Origin of the sequence: Enterobacter sp. JJBC (assembly GCF_036936505.1) — a bacterium.
Classification (GTDB): domain Bacteria; phylum Pseudomonadota; class Gammaproteobacteria; order Enterobacterales; family Enterobacteriaceae; genus Enterobacter; species Enterobacter hormaechei_C.
The window spans coordinates 4368615-4381181 of the sequence record NZ_CP136935.1 but is presented as its reverse complement, the minus strand read 5'-3'; the positions used below and the strand labels follow the sequence as shown (position 1 = coordinate 4381181).

The 12567-nt window shown below is 51.4% G+C and carries 15 protein-coding genes, 1 tRNA gene and 1 rRNA gene; 11 read left to right on the top strand and 6 right to left on the bottom strand.

Annotated features, from left to right (window positions below):
* The first annotated feature begins 24 nt into the window (after window positions 1-24).
* From RY075_RS21050 to RY075_RS21040, 3 genes are read left to right on the top strand one after another with little or no spacing between them, the layout of a single operon-like run.
* Window positions 25-393, top strand: a complete 369-nt coding sequence (locus tag RY075_RS21050; protein ID WP_063855865.1) for a DUF1992 domain-containing protein — start codon at window positions 25-27, stop codon at window positions 391-393.
* Window positions 394-395: 2 nt separating this feature from the next.
* Window positions 396-821, top strand: a complete 426-nt coding sequence (gene zntR, locus RY075_RS21045) for a Zn(2+)-responsive transcriptional regulator (RefSeq protein ID WP_022651944.1) — start codon at window positions 396-398, stop codon at window positions 819-821.
* A 57-nt stretch (window positions 822-878) separates the two neighbouring features.
* A complete protein-coding gene (locus tag RY075_RS21040; protein ID WP_003863329.1) occupies window positions 879-1094 on the top strand; it encodes an alternative ribosome-rescue factor A in 216 nt (71 codons plus the stop codon).
* Here the strand turns inward: RY075_RS21040 and mscL are convergent, their stop codons facing one another.
* The 5 genes from mscL to def form a co-directional block, all read right to left on the bottom strand.
* The gene (mscL, locus tag RY075_RS21035; protein ID WP_109949104.1) at window positions 1095-1508 is read right to left on the bottom strand and encodes a large-conductance mechanosensitive channel protein MscL; all 414 of its coding nucleotides are present in this window, start codon (window positions 1506-1508) and stop codon (window positions 1095-1097) included.
* A 145-nt stretch (window positions 1509-1653) separates the two neighbouring features.
* Entirely contained in the window at window positions 1654-3030 is a 1377-nt protein-coding gene (trkA, locus tag RY075_RS21030; RefSeq protein WP_003863337.1) for a Trk system potassium transporter TrkA, read from the bottom strand.
* Between the two features lie 22 nt (window positions 3031-3052).
* Entirely contained in the window at window positions 3053-4339 is a 1287-nt protein-coding gene (gene rsmB, locus RY075_RS21025) for a 16S rRNA (cytosine(967)-C(5))-methyltransferase RsmB (protein WP_032610139.1), read from the bottom strand.
* A gap of 52 nt (window positions 4340-4391) precedes the next feature.
* On the bottom strand, window positions 4392-5339 hold the full coding sequence (fmt, locus tag RY075_RS21020) for a methionyl-tRNA formyltransferase (protein ID WP_023314929.1): 948 nt from the start codon (window positions 5337-5339) through the stop codon (window positions 4392-4394).
* Between the two features lie 24 nt (window positions 5340-5363).
* Window positions 5364-5873 (bottom strand): peptide deformylase, encoded by a 510-nt coding sequence (gene def / locus RY075_RS21015; RefSeq protein WP_006812188.1) that lies wholly within the window; start codon window positions 5871-5873, stop codon window positions 5364-5366.
* Between the two features lie 127 nt (window positions 5874-6000).
* Here def and dprA point away from each other — a divergent pair, with 127 nt between their 5' ends.
* From dprA to RY075_RS20985, 6 genes are read left to right on the top strand one after another with little or no spacing between them, the layout of a single operon-like run.
* Window positions 6001-7125 carry a DNA-protecting protein DprA gene (dprA, locus tag RY075_RS21010; protein ID WP_058648056.1) on the top strand — a complete coding sequence of 375 codons (1125 nt, stop codon included), beginning with the start codon at window positions 6001-6003 and terminating at the stop codon, window positions 7123-7125.
* A complete protein-coding gene (gene smg, locus RY075_RS21005; RefSeq protein WP_000460665.1) occupies window positions 7097-7570 on the top strand; it encodes a DUF494 family protein Smg in 474 nt (157 codons plus the stop codon). The genes dprA and smg overlap by 29 nt, the downstream gene beginning before the upstream one ends.
* Before the next feature lie 26 nt (window positions 7571-7596).
* Window positions 7597-8151: a topoisomerase DNA-binding C4 zinc finger domain-containing protein gene (locus RY075_RS21000; protein WP_023323810.1), complete on the top strand. Its 555-nt coding sequence runs from the start codon at window positions 7597-7599 to the stop codon at window positions 8149-8151.
* Entirely contained in the window at window positions 8144-8716 is a 573-nt protein-coding gene (tsaC, locus tag RY075_RS20995; protein ID WP_003863353.1) for an L-threonylcarbamoyladenylate synthase type 1 TsaC, read from the top strand. Before RY075_RS21000 ends, tsaC begins: the two co-directional genes overlap by 8 nt.
* Window positions 8717-8720: 4 nt before the next feature.
* Complete coding sequence (gene aroE, locus RY075_RS20990) at window positions 8721-9539, top strand: shikimate dehydrogenase (protein ID WP_023314927.1); 819 nt, start codon at window positions 8721-8723, stop codon at window positions 9537-9539.
* Entirely contained in the window at window positions 9536-9784 is a 249-nt protein-coding gene (locus RY075_RS20985; protein ID WP_022651937.1) for a DUF1488 domain-containing protein, read from the top strand. The genes aroE and RY075_RS20985 overlap by 4 nt, the downstream gene beginning before the upstream one ends.
* Here the strand turns inward: RY075_RS20985 and RY075_RS20980 are convergent.
* Window positions 9760-10314 (bottom strand): gamma carbonic anhydrase family protein, encoded by a 555-nt coding sequence (locus RY075_RS20980; RefSeq protein WP_003863357.1) that lies wholly within the window; start codon window positions 10312-10314, stop codon window positions 9760-9762. The two genes, RY075_RS20985 and RY075_RS20980, sit on opposite strands and share 25 nt — an antisense overlap.
* 477 nt (window positions 10315-10791) lie before the next feature.
* Here RY075_RS20980 and RY075_RS20975 point away from each other — a divergent pair.
* Both RY075_RS20975 and RY075_RS20970 read left to right on the top strand, forming a co-directional pair.
* Window positions 10792-12333, top strand: a 16S ribosomal RNA gene (locus RY075_RS20975).
* 84 nt (window positions 12334-12417) lie between these two features.
* Window positions 12418-12493: transfer RNA gene (locus RY075_RS20970), tRNA-Glu, on the top strand.
* Window positions 12494-12567 lie beyond the last annotated feature (74 nt).

Sequence of the window (12567 nt, the reverse complement as noted above, 5' to 3'; positions counted from 1 at the left end):
TCTGCTCACCCCCTGGAGTTCATTATGTGGTTGCTCGATCAGTGGGCTGAACGCCATATTAGCGATGCCCAAAACAAAGGCGAGTTCGAAAATCTTCCCGGCAGCGGTGAGCCGCTGATTCTGGACGATGATTCACATATTCCCCCTGAATTACGGGCCGGTTATCGCTTACTGAAAAACGCAGGTTGTTTACCGCCTGAGCTTCAGCAACGTAATGAAGCCGTCGAGCTTGCCGATCTGCTTAAAGGCATTCATAAGAATGACCCGCGGTACTCTGAAATCAGTCGTCGGTTGGCGCTCATCGAGCTAAAACTGCGCCAGACGGGAATGAATACTGACTTTTTGCATGGTGAGTACAGTGAAAGGTTAATACAAAAAATAAACAAGGAGTAGCCATGTACCGCATAGGTGAACTTGCGAAGCTTGCTAACGTAACGCCGGATACTATCCGCTACTACGAAAAGCAGCAGATGATCGATCATGAGGTCAGAACGGAAGGTGGATTTCGCCTTTATACGGATAACGACCTGCAACGCCTTCGTTTTATCCGCTATGCACGGCAACTCGGCTTCACGCTTGAGTCGATCCGTGAACTGCTGTCGATCCGTATCGATCCTGAACATCATACGTGTCAGGAATCTAAAAGCATCGTTCAGGCCCGGCTGGATGAAGTTGAAGGACGCATTCAGGAACTGCAAGCCATGCAGCGATCTCTGCAAAGGTTAAATGACGCGTGCTGCGGTACCGCTCACAGCAGTGTTTATTGCTCAATACTGGAAGCACTTGAACAGGGTGCCAGTAGTGAAGCTCAGGGTTGTTGATTTTTTATTAGCCAGGGACTAGACTCCCGCCGACATTAACTATGCTCAGGAGAAATGATGAGCCGCTATCAGCATACTAAGGGACACATTAAGGATAACGCCATTGAGGCATTGCTTCACGACCCACTTTTCAGACAGCGAGTTGAGAAGAACAAGAAAGGAAAAGGGAGTTATTTACGTAAAGGTAAACATGCACAACGGGGTAACTGGGAGGCCAGTGGCAAGCAAGCTAATCGCTTTTTTACCACTGGCCTTTCTGTTTCTGTCGCCTGATTAAACGCGGTTATTCTGCTCTTTTAACAGATCGCGAATTTCAGTCAGTAAGACTTCTTCTTTAGTTGGTTCTGGCGGGGCAGCAGCCGGTTCTTCTTTTTTACGGTTAAGTCTGTTGATAAGTTTGATCGCCATGAAAATGGCAAATGCCACGATCACGAAATCAAATACGTTCTGAATGAATACGCCGTAGTGCATTACAACCGCAGGGATATCGCCCTGAGCTTCCCGAAGGGTGAAGGCGAATTGTTTGAAATCAATACCTCCAATCAACAGTCCTAACGGCGGCATAATAATGTCGGCGACTAATGATGAAACGATCTTACCGAACGCCGCACCAATAATGACACCCACAGCCAAATCCACTACATTCCCGCGCATCGCAAATTCGCGAAACTCTTTAATAAAACTCATTATGTTCTCCTTGTGCCAGCTGACGCCTATAAGTTTAACAAATGATTAGCTAATTGCCATTGGGGATAAATAATCGTTATGAAAATAAAAGGCATGAAAATTAGAAGGTTAATATTTGGGTGCTCTCGTCTGAGCACCCAAATCATTACAGGAAGAATGGACTTGGCTGGAATAAACGCTCGACGTCGGTAATAAATTTTTTATCGGTCAGGAACATAATAACGTGGTCACCCTGCTCGATACGTAAATTATCATTGGCGATCATGACATCGTTACCTCGCACTACGGCGCCGATAATGGTGCCTGGTGGAAGTTTAATTTCGTCGATCGCGCGACCAACAACGCGCGACGTCGTTTCATCCCCGTGAGCGACGGCTTCAATGGCTTCAGCAACACCACGACGCAGAGACGACACGCCGACAATATCCGCTTTACGCACATGGCTTAGCAGGGCAGAGATGGTGGCTTGCTGGGGTGAAATAGCAATATCAATTACGCTACCCTGTACCAGGTCGACATAAGCCTTACGCTGGATAAGCACCATTACTTTTTTCGCCCCCATACGTTTAGCGAGCATGGCGGACATAATATTCGCTTCGTCGTCGTTGGTGACGGCAATAAAAAGATCAACCTGATCGATATGCTCTTCGGCCAGCAATTCCTGATCCGAAGCATCGCCATAAAACACGATAGTATTCTGAAGTTTTTCAGCCAGCTCCGACGCGCGCTGTTGATCTCGTTCGATCAGCTTCACGCTGTAGTCTTTTTCCAGCCGTCTCGCCAGACCTGCGCCAATATTACCGCCGCCAACCAGCATAATACGTTTATACGGTTTTTCGAGACGCTGAAGTTCACTCATCACCGCACGGATATGCTGAGAAGCCGCAATAAAGAAGACTTCATCCCCGGCTTCGACAATGGTGGAACCTTGCGGACGAATAGGTCTGTCGTGACGGAAAATCGCCGCAACACGCGTATCGATATGTGGCATATGCTCGCGCATTGTCGACAGGGCATTACCAATCAGCGGGCCGCCGTAATAAGCCTTCACGACCGCCAGGCTTACTTTCCCTTCAGCAAAGTTCACAACCTGCAACGCGCCCGGGTACTCAATCAGACGATAAATACTGTCGATAACCAACTGCTCAGGGGCAATAAGATGGTCGATAGGTACTGCTTCGGAATTAAACAGCTTTTCCGCATCCCGGACATAGTCCGGGGAGCGAATGCGGGCGATGCGGTTCGGTGTGTTGAACAGCGAGTAGGCCACCTGGCATGCAACCATGTTGGTTTCATCAGAACTGGTTACTGCAACCAGCATGTCGGCATCGTCCGCGCCCGCCTCACGAAGCACTCGAGGATGAGAGCCGTGCCCCTGCACAACACGAAGATCAAACTTGTCCTGCAAAACGCGCAGGCGATCGCCATTGGTATCCACAATGGTGATATCGTTGTTTTCGCCCACGAGATTTTCCGCCAGCGTTCCGCCAACTTGCCCTGCGCCCAGAATGATAATTTTCATCTTTCGTGACCTGTTCTCAACATCACTCTTTGATTAGCTTAGCGTAAAAGAAGCCATCACCCTCTTCTGCGCCCGGCAGGTTTTGCAGACCCGGGTGCTCAGGTGTTCCCGTATCATGCAGCGTCGCGTCCGGGGTGCGCTTCAGGAAAGCCGCAATTTGCTGACTGTTTTCTTCCGGAAGAACAGAGCAGGTTGCATACACCAGGGTTCCGCCGGGTTTGAGATGCGGCCAGATGGCATCCAGAATTTCGGATTGCAACTGGGCAAGCTCCTTGATATCACGATCGCGACGCAGCCATTTGATATCGGGATGACGACGAATTACGCCGGTTGCAGAGCAGGGGGCGTCCAGCAAAATACGATCGAACCGGGTATCACCACACCAGTCTGCGGGTTTACGTCCATCGCCTTGCTTAACCTGTGCTTTCATACCCAGACGCTTGAGGTTGTCATAGACGCGTGAAAGACGCTGCTCATCAACATCCACGGCCATCACGCAGGCCTGCGGCGCCACTTCCAGAATGTGCGTTGTTTTTCCCCCTGGCGCTGCACAAAGATCAAGGATCTGCTCCCCGTCTTTCGGTTCAAGCCAGGCCATGCACCCCTGAGCGGATGCGTCCTGTACCGTTACCCAGCCCTCTTCAAAACCGGGTAATGCATGTACCGGTGCAGGGGAGGCTAAACGAACCGCATCAGGATAAGCCGCGTGTGTGAAGCCGCTCATTCCGGTCTCTTCCAGCAGGGCCAGCCATGCGTCGCGGGTATGATGGTTACGATTGACGCGTAACCACATCGGCGGACGTTGGTTATTGGCATCCACAATGTCTTGCCATTGCTGTGGGTAGGCTTTTTTAAGGCGATTCAGCAGCCATTCTGGATGCAGGAAGCGCGCTTCGCTTTGCGCAAATTCTGCCAGCAGTTCGTCCTGCTGACGCTGGAACTGACGCAGCACGCCGTTAATCAATCCTTTCAGCTGGGGACGTTTAATCGCAACGGCACCTTCCACTGTCTCAGCCAGCGCAGCATGAGGTGGAATGCGGGTATGAAGAAGCTGGTAGAAACCGACCATGATCAAATAATGCACGGTACGTTGCTTGCCGCTCATCGGGCGTGACATCAGCTTATTAATTAACCATTCAAGCTGAGAGAGGGTACGCAGCACGCCAAAGCACAGCTCCTGAAGCAGCGCTTTATCTTTATCGGAAACCTTTTGTTGCAGTGGAGGCAGGACATTACTCAGTGACTGGCCCTGCTCAATAACCTGCTCAACGGCCTGAGCCGCCATAGTGCGTAGATTTTGTCTTTTCATAAACGTAAAAATAAAAATGCCCGGAAACACCGGGCCTTAAGAGTAAATTTGTTCAGGCAAGACGATTGCCAGGGATGAACCATTCACGACGGGAATTTAATAGATCCTGCGCGCTCATTGCCTTTTTACCGGCCGGTTGCAGCGATTCAAGATTCAGGATCCCTTCTCCGGTCGCAACCTGGATACCGTTTTTGCTGGCGTCGATAATCGTACCGGGCTCTGCTGATGTATTGCCGTTAATAACTGAAGCTTTCCAGACTTTCACTGGCTGCTCATCAATCATCAACCAGCTCATCGGCCACGGATTAAAGGCGCGGATGCAGCGTTCGAGTTGAGCTGCTGACAGGGACCAGTCGATCCGGGCTTCTTCTTTACTCAGTTTTTCAGCATAGGTCACCTGTGCCTCATCCTGCACTTCAGGTGTCGCTGTATTGTCAGCAAGCTGTTGCAACGTCTCAATCAGCCCCTGCGGACCGAGAGCCGCCAGCTTGTCATACAGCGTGGCGCTGGTATCTTCTGCGGTAATGGAACACGCCAGTTTATACAGCATGTCGCCCGTGTCTAAACCTACGTCCATCTTCATGATTGTCACGCCAGTTTCAGCATCGCCTGCCCACAGAGCGCGCTGAATAGGGGCTGCACCGCGCCAGCGTGGGAGCAAAGAACCATGAACGTTAACACAGCCCAGGCGGGGCATATCGAGTACCGCTTTTGGCAGAATGAGGCCGTAAGCCACAACTACCATCACGTCAGCGTTCAGGTCTGCCACTAACTGCTGGTTTTCCTCAGGTCGTAATGACGCTGGCTGGAATACCGGTAAACCATGCGTTTCTGCCAGTACTTTAACCGGGCCAGGCATCAGTTTTTTACCGCGGCCAGCCGGTCGATCCGGCTGAGTAAATACGCCAACAATCTGATGACCAGACGATAGCAGCGCGTCGAGATGACGCGCTGCAAAATCAGGGGTACCCGCGAAGATTATACGTAGTGATGTAGACACGTTATTCCTTGTATCCGGGGGGCGTTAAGCGCGAGAACGCAAACGATCCAGTTTCTCAACTTTCTGACGAATACGCTGTTGCTTCAGAGGTGAGAGGTAATCGATAAACAGTTTACCGACCAGGTGATCCATCTCATGCTGAATGCAAATCGCCAGCAGATCGTCGGCTTCCAGCTCAAACGGATTGCCGTCACGATCCAGTGCGCGAATTTTAACTTTTTCGGCACGTGGCACCAAAGCGCGCTGTTCAGGGATAGACAGACAGCCTTCCTCAATGCCTGTTTCGCCGCTTTTTTCAAGCAGTTCAGGGTTGATCAGCACCAGACGCTCATCGCGATTTTCAGAAACGTCGATCACGATAATACGCTTGTGAATGTCTACCTGGGTCGCCGCCAGGCCAATGCCTTCTTCAGCGTACATGGTATCGAACATATCATCGACGATACGCTGAATTTCTGCATTCACTTCTTTAACCGGTTCCGCGACGATGCGAAGACGCTCGTCAGGAATATGTAACACTTGCAAAACTGCCATAAATTTCCAGAGTCGTGTTCAGGAGTTGATAAGAATATTACTTCTATTCTAGACAAATCCCCGGTCGATTGACAGCATCAGTGACCAATCGCAAAGATTGCTGAGGCTGCTTATGGCAGGGAAAAGGATGACGTCCACAGAGATATGGTTACGGCTTATAAACATCGGGTCGTTATACGGTGACGCGATGCTGGAGATTGCGCAGAGGCTGCTTCGCCAGGCAACCGTTGATGCTGAAGCTGTCAACGCGGCAGGGCTTTCGCCCAAACATGCCGTAAAGTTTTTTTCGTTCAGCGAGAGTGAGCTTGAACGTAGTCTGGAATGGCTTGAACACACCGACAACCACCTTCTCACGGCGGATGATCCTCGTTTTCCGCCATTGTTGCGTTCTATACCTGATTTTCCCGGGGCGCTCTTTGTGCGAGGCCACGTCGACGTGCTTAATAGCATGCAGCTTGCGGTTGTGGGCAGCCGTGCGCCCTCGTGGTACGGCGAGCGTTGGGGGAAAATGCTCAGTGAACAGCTGTCCCAATGTGGCTTTACGATCACCAGTGGCCTGGCTTGCGGCATCGACGGTGTGGCACATCATGCGGCGTTGTCAGCAAAAGGGCGAAGTGTCGCCGTGCTTGGCAATGGTCTTTTTAGTCTCTATCCGCGTCGTCATCACATTCTGGCTGAGCAACTTATCGCTTCTGAGGGGGCGATAGTATCTGAGTTTTCACTTTCGACATCGCCCAGACCGGGTAACTTTCCACGGCGTAACCGGATCATCAGCGGGTTAAGCCAGGGCGTGCTGGTGGTCGAAGCTGCGATTCGAAGTGGATCGCTGGTTACTGCAAGGTGCGCACTGGAGCAGGGGCGTGAAGTTTTTGCGCTGCCCGGCCCGTTGGGGAACCCTGGCTGCGAAGGCCCTCACTGGCTGATAAAACAGGGGGCGACGCTGGTGACCTGTAAAGAGGATATCCTGGAAAATTTGCAGTATGGATTGCATTGGTTGCAGGATGATCTCCAAAAGCGACATATTTCATCGGATCAGGAGGCCGTAGCATTGCCATTTCCCAAGCTCCTGGCTAACGTAGGAGATGAGGTAACACCTGTTGACGTTGTCGCTGAACGTGCCGGCCAACCTGTGCCAGTAACGGTAGCACAGCTACTCGAACTGGAGTTAGCAGGGTGGATCGCAGCTGTACCCGGCGGCTATGTCCGATTAAGGAGGGCATGCCATGTTCGACGTACTGATGTATTTGTTTGAGACTTACATCCACAACGAAGCAGAAATGCAGGTGGATCAGGACAAATTAACACGGGATCTGACCGACGCAGGTTTTGAGCGGGAAGATATTTATAATGCGTTGATGTGGCTGGATAAGTTGGCTGATTATCAGGACGGCCTCGCCGAACCGATGCAGCTTGCTTCTGACCCATTGTCTGTGCGCATCTATACAGCTGAAGAGTGTGAAAGGCTGGATGCCAGCTGCCGGGGATTCATTTTATTCCTCGAGCAGATTCAGGTGCTAAACCTCGAAACGAGAGAGATGGTGATAGAGCGCGTCATGGCGCTGGATACTGCTGAATTTGAACTGGAAGATCTGAAATGGGTGATCCTGATGGTGCTGTTCAACATTCCAGGCTGTGAAAATGCCTATCAGCAAATGGAAGAATTACTCTTTGAAGTGAATGAAGGTATGCTGCATTAATTCTATGTGCAGCAACAAGAGTTGTTATGGCCAAATCAGCACTCTTCACGGTGCATAAAAACGAGCCCTGCCCACAGTGTGGGGCTGAACTTGTTATTCGGTCCGGGAAACACGGTCCGTTTCTCGGTTGTTCACACTATCCGGAATGTGATTATGTCCGTTCCCTGAAGAGCCAGGCGGACGGACATATCGTCAAAATTCTGGAGGGACAGCTTTGTCCGCTCTGCGGCGGCGAACTGGCGCTGCGGCAGGGGCGGTTCGGGATGTTTATCGGATGCAGCCGCTACCCGGAATGTGATCATACGGAACAAATTGATAAACCAGATGAAACGGCAATTGCCTGCCCTCAGTGCCAGCGTGGTCAATTGGTGCAGCGCCGCTCTCGTTATGGCAAGACCTTCCATTCGTGCGATCGCTATCCTGAATGCCAGTTCGTTATCAATTTCAAACCAGTAGCGGGCGTCTGCCATAATTGCGATTATCCGTTACTTATAGAAAAGAAAACCGCGCAAGGCTTGAAACGCTTTTGCGCCAGTAAACAATGTGGAAAGCCGGTTTCGGCGGATCAAATCAGTGAATAATAACCTGCCATCAGGCTCCATCGCGCAGGCGGTGGAAATCCTGAAAAAAGAAGAAGTCATCGCCTATCCAACAGAAGCCGTTTTCGGGGTCGGGTGCGATCCTGACAGCGAAGTCGCCGTTAACCGTCTGCTGGCGCTAAAACAACGGCCTGTCGAAAAAGGATTGATTTTGATCGCTGCGAACTACGCGCAGCTTAAGCCTTATATTGATGATTCCATGCTGACGCCTGCACAGCGGGAAACCATTTTCTCTGCGTGGCCTGGTCCCGTGACGTTTGTTTTTCCTGCACAACCGACAACGCCGCGCTGGTTAACCGGGCGTTTCGATTCACTTGCGGTACGCGTTACCGACCATCCGCTGGTGGTGGAGTTATGCCAGGCATTTGGTAAACCTCTGGTTTCAACCAGCGCCAACCTGACCGGGCTTCCCCCCTGTCGGACAACCGAAGAAGTTCTGGCGCAGTTCGGGAGTGATTTCCCGGTAGCCGTCGGTGAAACCGGTGGCCGTCTTAACCCGTCAGAAATTCGCGATGCCTTGACCGGCGAACGTTTTCGCCAGGGATAATGTGATGGAAACCTATGCTGTTTTTGGTAACCCGATCGCGCACAGCAAGTCGCCTCTGATCCATCAGCTGTTTGCAGAGCAATTGCAGATAGATCACCCATATGGTCGGGTTCTTGCGCCTGTTGATGCATTTTTACCGACGCTAAATAGCTTTTTTGTTGCGGGCGGTAAAGGTGCGAACGTTACGGTGCCTTTTAAAGAAGAGGCTTTCGGGCGTGCGGATGAGCTGACCGAGCGTGCGTCGCTCGCTGGTGCCGTCAATACTCTTAAGCGGCTCGAAGATGGTCGCCTTCTGGGCGATAACACCGATGGCATAGGTTTACTCAGCGATCTGGAGCGACTGTCGTTTATTAAACCAGGCTTTCGGATCCTGCTGATCGGTGCGGGTGGCGCGTCGCGCGGCGTATTGCTTCCTCTTCTTTCGCTGGATTGTGCGGTGACAATCACCAACCGTACTTTCTCCAGAGCAGAAGAACTGGCGGCGTTGTTCGCACACACAGGCAGCGTAGCTGCGGTAGCACTTGAGGATCTCGCGGGTCACGAATTTGATCTTGTGATTAATGCCACCTCAAGCGGTATTAATGGAGAGATCCCGGCGATTCCTGCATCCCTGGTTCATTCCCACATCTACGCCTATGACATGTTTTATCAAAAAGGGAAAACGCCATTTCTGACCTGGTGCGAACAACAGGGGGCAAAACATGTGGCTGATGGTCTGGGCATGCTGGTGGGGCAGGCGGCTCATGCGGTGCTACTCTGGCATGGCGTGTTACCTGCTGTAGAACCGGTGATCGAAAAGCTGAAACAGGAACTGATGGCATGAATCAGGCGATTCATTTTCCCGACAGAGAAATCTGGGATGAAAACAAGCAAGCGGTGTGTTTCCCGGTGCTGGTGCATGGAATGCAGCTCACCTGTGCGATTAAAGGGGAGACGTTGCTTCAGCGCTTTGGTGGTTCAGATCCGTTAGCGCTCTTTTGTGAAAATCGCTGGGATCTGGAAGAGGAAGCCAGCGATTTGATCCGCGTACAGCAGGAAGACGATCAGGGCTGGGTCTGGTTATCCTGATCCAGATAGTCATTCTTCCATTTAACGTAATTGTTCGCTGAGTATTTCAATCCTTCGATCTCCGCCTCTTTTAGGGGGCGGATCTGTTTAACCGGACTGCCTAAATAGAGATAGCCACTTTCCAGGCGTTTGTTTTGCGGAACTAGGCTTCCTGCGCCAATCATTACGTCATCTTCTACTATGACGCCATCCAGCAAAATCGATCCCATCCCAACGAGAACCCTGTTACCGATTGTGCAGCCGTGGAGCATTACTTTATGACCGACCGTAACATCTTCTCCAATGATGAGCGGATTGCCCTCAGGGTTATAAGATGACTTATGAGTCACATGCAGCACGCTGCCGTCCTGAATATTGGTGCGTGCACCGATTGCAACGTAGTTAACATCGCCCCGGATCGCGACGAGTGGCCAGATGCTGACATCATCGGCCATGCGAACATCACCAATGACCACGCTGCTGGCATCGATCATCACGCGATCGCCTTTTTGGGGGAACAGATCTTTATAAGGACGTAATACTGCAAACATATCTACCTCGATACAGATGAGCGCTATTAAAGAAGACTTTGATCGTATTCCTGGATCGAGGCAAGGCAAAATGCGTCAATTTTTAAGCGGATCGGGTGGGTTTTCAGCGAAAAGCACGGAAAATCATCAGTTGGAAAAAAAGATCTAAAAAATACTTGTGCTAAAAACTGGGATCCCTATAATGCGCCTCCATCGACACGGCGGATGTGAATCACTTCACAAACAACCCGGTCGGTTGAAGAGAAAAAATCCTGAAAATCAGGGTTGACTCTGAAAGAGGAAAGCGTAATATACGCCACCTCGCGACAGAGCGCTGAAGCGCGTCGCAACTGCTCTTTAACAATTTATCAGACAATCTGTGTGGGCACTCAAAGTGACATGGATTCTTAACGTCCTCGGACGAAAAATGAATACCAAGTCTCAACGAGTGAACACGTAATTCATTACGAAGTTTAATTCATTGAGCATCAAACTTTTAAATTGAAGAGTTTGATCATGGCTCAGATTGAACGCTGGCGGCAGGCCTAACACATGCAAGTCGAACGGTAACAGGAAGCAGCTTGCTGCTTCGCTGACGAGTGGCGGACGGGTGAGTAATGTCTGGGAAACTGCCTGATGGAGGGGGATAACTACTGGAAACGGTAGCTAATACCGCATAACGTCGCAAGACCAAAGAGGGGGACCTTCGGGCCTCTTGCCATCGGATGTGCCCAGATGGGATTAGCTAGTAGGTGGGGTAACGGCTCACCTAGGCGACGATCCCTAGCTGGTCTGAGAGGATGACCAGCCACACTGGAACTGAGACACGGTCCAGACTCCTACGGGAGGCAGCAGTGGGGAATATTGCACAATGGGCGCAAGCCTGATGCAGCCATGCCGCGTGTATGAAGAAGGCCTTCGGGTTGTAAAGTACTTTCAGCGGGGAGGAAGGTGTTGAGGTTAATAACCTCAGCAATTGACGTTACCCGCAGAAGAAGCACCGGCTAACTCCGTGCCAGCAGCCGCGGTAATACGGAGGGTGCAAGCGTTAATCGGAATTACTGGGCGTAAAGCGCACGCAGGCGGTCTGTCAAGTCGGATGTGAAATCCCCGGGCTCAACCTGGGAACTGCATTCGAAACTGGCAGGCTAGAGTCTTGTAGAGGGGGGTAGAATTCCAGGTGTAGCGGTGAAATGCGTAGAGATCTGGAGGAATACCGGTGGCGAAGGCGGCCCCCTGGACAAAGACTGACGCTCAGGTGCGAAAGCGTGGGGAGCAAACAGGATTAGATACCCTGGTAGTCCACGCCGTAAACGATGTCGACTTGGAGGTTGTGCCCTTGAGGCGTGGCTTCCGGAGCTAACGCGTTAAGTCGACCGCCTGGGGAGTACGGCCGCAAGGTTAAAACTCAAATGAATTGACGGGGGCCCGCACAAGCGGTGGAGCATGTGGTTTAATTCGATGCAACGCGAAGAACCTTACCTACTCTTGACATCCAGAGAACTTAGCAGAGATGCTTTGGTGCCTTCGGGAACTCTGAGACAGGTGCTGCATGGCTGTCGTCAGCTCGTGTTGTGAAATGTTGGGTTAAGTCCCGCAACGAGCGCAACCCTTATCCTTTGTTGCCAGCGGTCCGGCCGGGAACTCAAAGGAGACTGCCAGTGATAAACTGGAGGAAGGTGGGGATGACGTCAAGTCATCATGGCCCTTACGAGTAGGGCTACACACGTGCTACAATGGCGCATACAAAGAGAAGCGACCTCGCGAGAGCAAGCGGACCTCATAAAGTGCGTCGTAGTCCGGATTGGAGTCTGCAACTCGACTCCATGAAGTCGGAATCGCTAGTAATCGTGGATCAGAATGCCACGGTGAATACGTTCCCGGGCCTTGTACACACCGCCCGTCACACCATGGGAGTGGGTTGCAAAAGAAGTAGGTAGCTTAACCTTCGGGAGGGCGCTTACCACTTTGTGATTCATGACTGGGGTGAAGTCGTAACAAGGTAACCGTAGGGGAACCTGCGGTTGGATCACCTCCTTACCTTAAAGAACCTGCCTTTGTAGTGTCCACACAGATTGTCTGATGAAAAGTAAATAGCAAGGCGTCTTGCGATTGAGACTGTACGTCCCCTTCGTCTAGAGGCCCAGGACACCGCCCTTTCACGGCGGTAACAGGGGTTCGAATCCCCTAGGGGACGCCACTTGCTGGTTCGTGAGTGAAAGTCACCTGCCGTCATATCTCAAAACTGACTTGCGAGTCACGTTTGAGATATTT

Excerpts from the sequence above, each read along its gene's own strand:
- RY075_RS21040 (WP_003863329.1), top strand. The coding sequence starts at position 879 with ATGAGCCGCTATCAGCATACTAAGGGACACATTAAGGATAACGCCATT.
- trkA (WP_003863337.1), bottom strand. The coding sequence starts at position 3,030 with ATGAAAATTATCATTCTGGGCGCAGGGCAAGTTGGCGGAACGCTGGCG.
- mscL (WP_109949104.1), bottom strand. The coding sequence starts at position 1,508 with ATGAGTTTTATTAAAGAGTTTCGCGAATTTGCGATGCGCGGGAATGTA.
- smg (WP_000460665.1), top strand. The coding sequence starts at position 7,097 with ATGTTCGACGTACTGATGTATTTGTTTGAGACTTACATCCACAACGAA.
- RY075_RS20980 (WP_003863357.1), bottom strand. The coding sequence starts at position 10,314 with ATGTTTGCAGTATTACGTCCTTATAAAGATCTGTTCCCCCAAAAAGGC.
- dprA (WP_058648056.1), top strand. The coding sequence starts at position 6,001 with ATGACGTCCACAGAGATATGGTTACGGCTTATAAACATCGGGTCGTTA.
- def (WP_006812188.1), bottom strand. The coding sequence starts at position 5,873 with ATGGCAGTTTTGCAAGTGTTACATATTCCTGACGAGCGTCTTCGCATC.
- RY075_RS21000 (WP_023323810.1), top strand. The coding sequence starts at position 7,597 with ATGGCCAAATCAGCACTCTTCACGGTGCATAAAAACGAGCCCTGCCCA.
- RY075_RS20985 (WP_022651937.1), top strand. The coding sequence starts at position 9,536 with ATGAATCAGGCGATTCATTTTCCCGACAGAGAAATCTGGGATGAAAAC.
- zntR (WP_022651944.1), top strand. The coding sequence starts at position 396 with ATGTACCGCATAGGTGAACTTGCGAAGCTTGCTAACGTAACGCCGGAT.
- aroE (WP_023314927.1), top strand. The coding sequence starts at position 8,721 with ATGGAAACCTATGCTGTTTTTGGTAACCCGATCGCGCACAGCAAGTCG.
- RY075_RS21050 (WP_063855865.1), top strand. The coding sequence starts at position 25 with ATGTGGTTGCTCGATCAGTGGGCTGAACGCCATATTAGCGATGCCCAA.
- rsmB (WP_032610139.1), bottom strand. The coding sequence starts at position 4,339 with ATGAAAAGACAAAATCTACGCACTATGGCGGCTCAGGCCGTTGAGCAG.